This window comes from Phormidium pseudopriestleyi FRX01 (assembly GCF_017313335.1).
Classification (GTDB): Bacteria; Cyanobacteriota; Cyanobacteriia; order Cyanobacteriales; family Laspinemataceae; genus Laspinema; species Laspinema pseudopriestleyi.
Map to the genome: position 1 here is coordinate 1 of NZ_JAFLQW010000169.1, position 2,632 is coordinate 2,632.

General features: G+C 51.3%; 2 protein-coding genes. Both read left to right on the plus strand.

Annotation, left to right across the window (positions count from 1 at the left end):
* Positions 1 to 236 precede the first annotated feature (236 nt).
* Positions 237 to 1,919, plus strand: a complete 1,683-nt coding sequence (gene ilvD / locus J0895_RS06235; RefSeq protein ID WP_207087247.1) for a dihydroxy-acid dehydratase — start codon at positions 237 to 239, stop codon at positions 1,917 to 1,919.
* Positions 1,920 to 2,173: 254 nt separating this feature from the next.
* A partial coding sequence (locus J0895_RS06240) for a hypothetical protein (RefSeq protein ID WP_207087248.1) occupies positions 2,174 to 2,632 on the plus strand: 459 nt, incomplete at its 3' end.

Consider the following 2,632-nt stretch of genomic DNA (forward strand, 5'->3'; position numbering starts at 1 on the left):
CAAGGGGAGGGGACCGGAAGTAAAAACCTACTGTTGTAAGGATGGGAGGATTGGGACCAACGACAAATGACCAACGACCAATGACCAACGACCAATGACAAATGGGCTTGGATTCTGAGACAATCTAAGGATAGATCCGAAGGGGGGAGAAGCGAAAGTTGGGAGGCAAACAGCTATAACCAAACCCCACTCTACATTAGCCCCTGGAGATTTGCTCTCGTTTACCGGAAAAAAGAATGCCTGATAACCTTAGAAGTCAAGCTGTCACCCAAGGACACGCCCGATCGCCCAACCGAGCTATGTTGAGGGCGGTTGGTTTTTCTGACTCCGATTTCATCAAACCCATTGTCGGTGTTGCCAATGGATTCAGTACCATTACTCCCTGCAATATGGGGCTGGATATCCTGGCAAAACGGGCAGAAAGTGGGGTCCGTGAGGCCGGAGGAATGCCTCAAATTTTTGGCACGATTACGATTAGTGATGGCATCTCGATGGGAACCGAGGGGATGAAATATTCCCTGGTGTCGCGAGAAGTGATTGCCGACTCCATTGAAACCGTTTGTAATGGTCAGAGTCTCGATGGGGTCCTGGCAATTGGCGGATGCGATAAAAATATGCCTGGGGCCATGTTGGCGATCGCCCGCATGAATATTCCCGCTATTTTTGTCTATGGCGGTACCATCAAACCTGGACATTTGGATGGAAAAGACCTCACCATAGTCAGCGCGTTTGAGGCAGTTGGAGAATATAGCGCAGGTAAAATTAACGAACAGCAACTGCTAGAAGTAGAACGCCATGCCTGTCCGGGGGCCGGTTCCTGTGGGGGGATGTACACGGCTAATACCATGTCTTCCGCCTTTGAAGCAATGGGGATGAGCTTGATGTACTCCTCGACAATGGCCGCAGAAGATGCAGAAAAGGCCGACAGTACCGAAAAATCGGCTCATGTCTTAGTCGAAGCGATTCGCAAGCAAATTTTGCCGAGTCAGATTCTCACCCGCAAGGCGTTTGAAAATGCCATATCCGTGATTATGGCCGTGGGGGGGTCCACAAATTCCGTGCTCCATTTACTGGCGATCGCCCGGGCGATGGGAGTCCCCCTGACCCTGGATGATTTTGAAACCATTCGCGCTAGAGTCCCGGTGCTCTGTGACCTCAAACCCAGTGGCCGCTATGTTGCCACCCAGCTTCACCAAGCAGGCGGCATTCCCCAGGTGATGAAAATGCTCCTCGTGCATGATTTGCTACACGGAGATGCCCTCACCATTACCGGCCAAACCATCGCCGAATTGTTGGTAGATATTCCTGCCGAACCTCAGACAGAACAAGATGTGATTCGGCCCTGGGATAACCCGATGTATCGTCAGGGTCACTTAGCGATTCTGAAAGGCAACCTCGCCTCCGAAGGCGCAGTGGCTAAAATTAGCGGAGTGAAAATGCCCATGATTGAGGGTCCGGCCCGGGTATTTGACTCCGAGGAAGAGTGCCTCAAAGCGATTTTGGATGGCAAAATTGTGGCCGGTGATGTAATAGTAGTCCGCTATGAAGGTCCGAAAGGGGGACCGGGAATGCGGGAAATGCTGGCCCCGACTTCGGCAATTATTGGTGCTGGTTTAGGGGATACAGTGGGATTAATCACCGATGGTCGGTTCTCCGGAGGGACTTACGGCATGGTAGTCGGTCATGTAGCCCCAGAAGCAGCCGTTGGTGGGGCGATCGCCTTAGTAGAAGAAGGGGATACAATTACCATCGATGCGCGCGATCGTAAATTGCAATTAAATGTATCCGATGAAGAATTAGCCCGTCGTCGTGCTAACTGGCAACCCCGTCCCCCCCGTTATACAAAAGGAGTGATGGCGAAATATGCCAAATTAGTCTCATCCAGCAGTCTCGGTGCAGTTACCGACCTCAACCTATAACCAGCACATCGTAAAAAGTTGCGACAACCGGCGGGGGTTTGAACCCCCGCCTCATAGCTGAAGTCGGATAAATCCGACTAAAAATTGGCTTCTCAACATCACCCAAAAATGTATAAAAAATTACACCGATTGACAGAGGTCCAACCCCTCCCCTCCCAATCCTCCCTCAGTGAAAATCAGTGTAATCTGTGGTTAAAAATCAGTGCAACTGTGGTTCAATAATCTCCATCAACACCAAACCGAGGGAACAGCAGATGTGGCAGAAACTCTGGCAATGGCTCAAACAATCCTATCAATCCATACAACAACGGTTCCGAAAACCGACACCGCTACCCCCACCGCCACGGCGTCAAATCCCCGATATCGAATTCGAGACAAAATTCATGCCGCTACTGGAAGCGGTAGCAAACGGTGCCAGTGGGGGAGAGATTCAGGCGCAGAGAATGACAACCGGCATCACAGCAGAGGAATGGATACCCTGGTTGCAGCGCTTCGGGGAACAGTTGCAACAGAACCCAGAAACTCATGCAGAAATAGCCCAACGCCTGGTGCAGTTTGGCATCCTTCATCGCGGAGAATTGGGAACAATTGCCCAGAGAATCGGCAGGCAGATATTAGCACAGATACCGCCTCCGGTTGTGGAAGAGGAGGCAACAAGTGAGGGACAGGAAAAGGATGAGGCAGAGGAATGGTTTCAGCGCGGGAATGAGCAA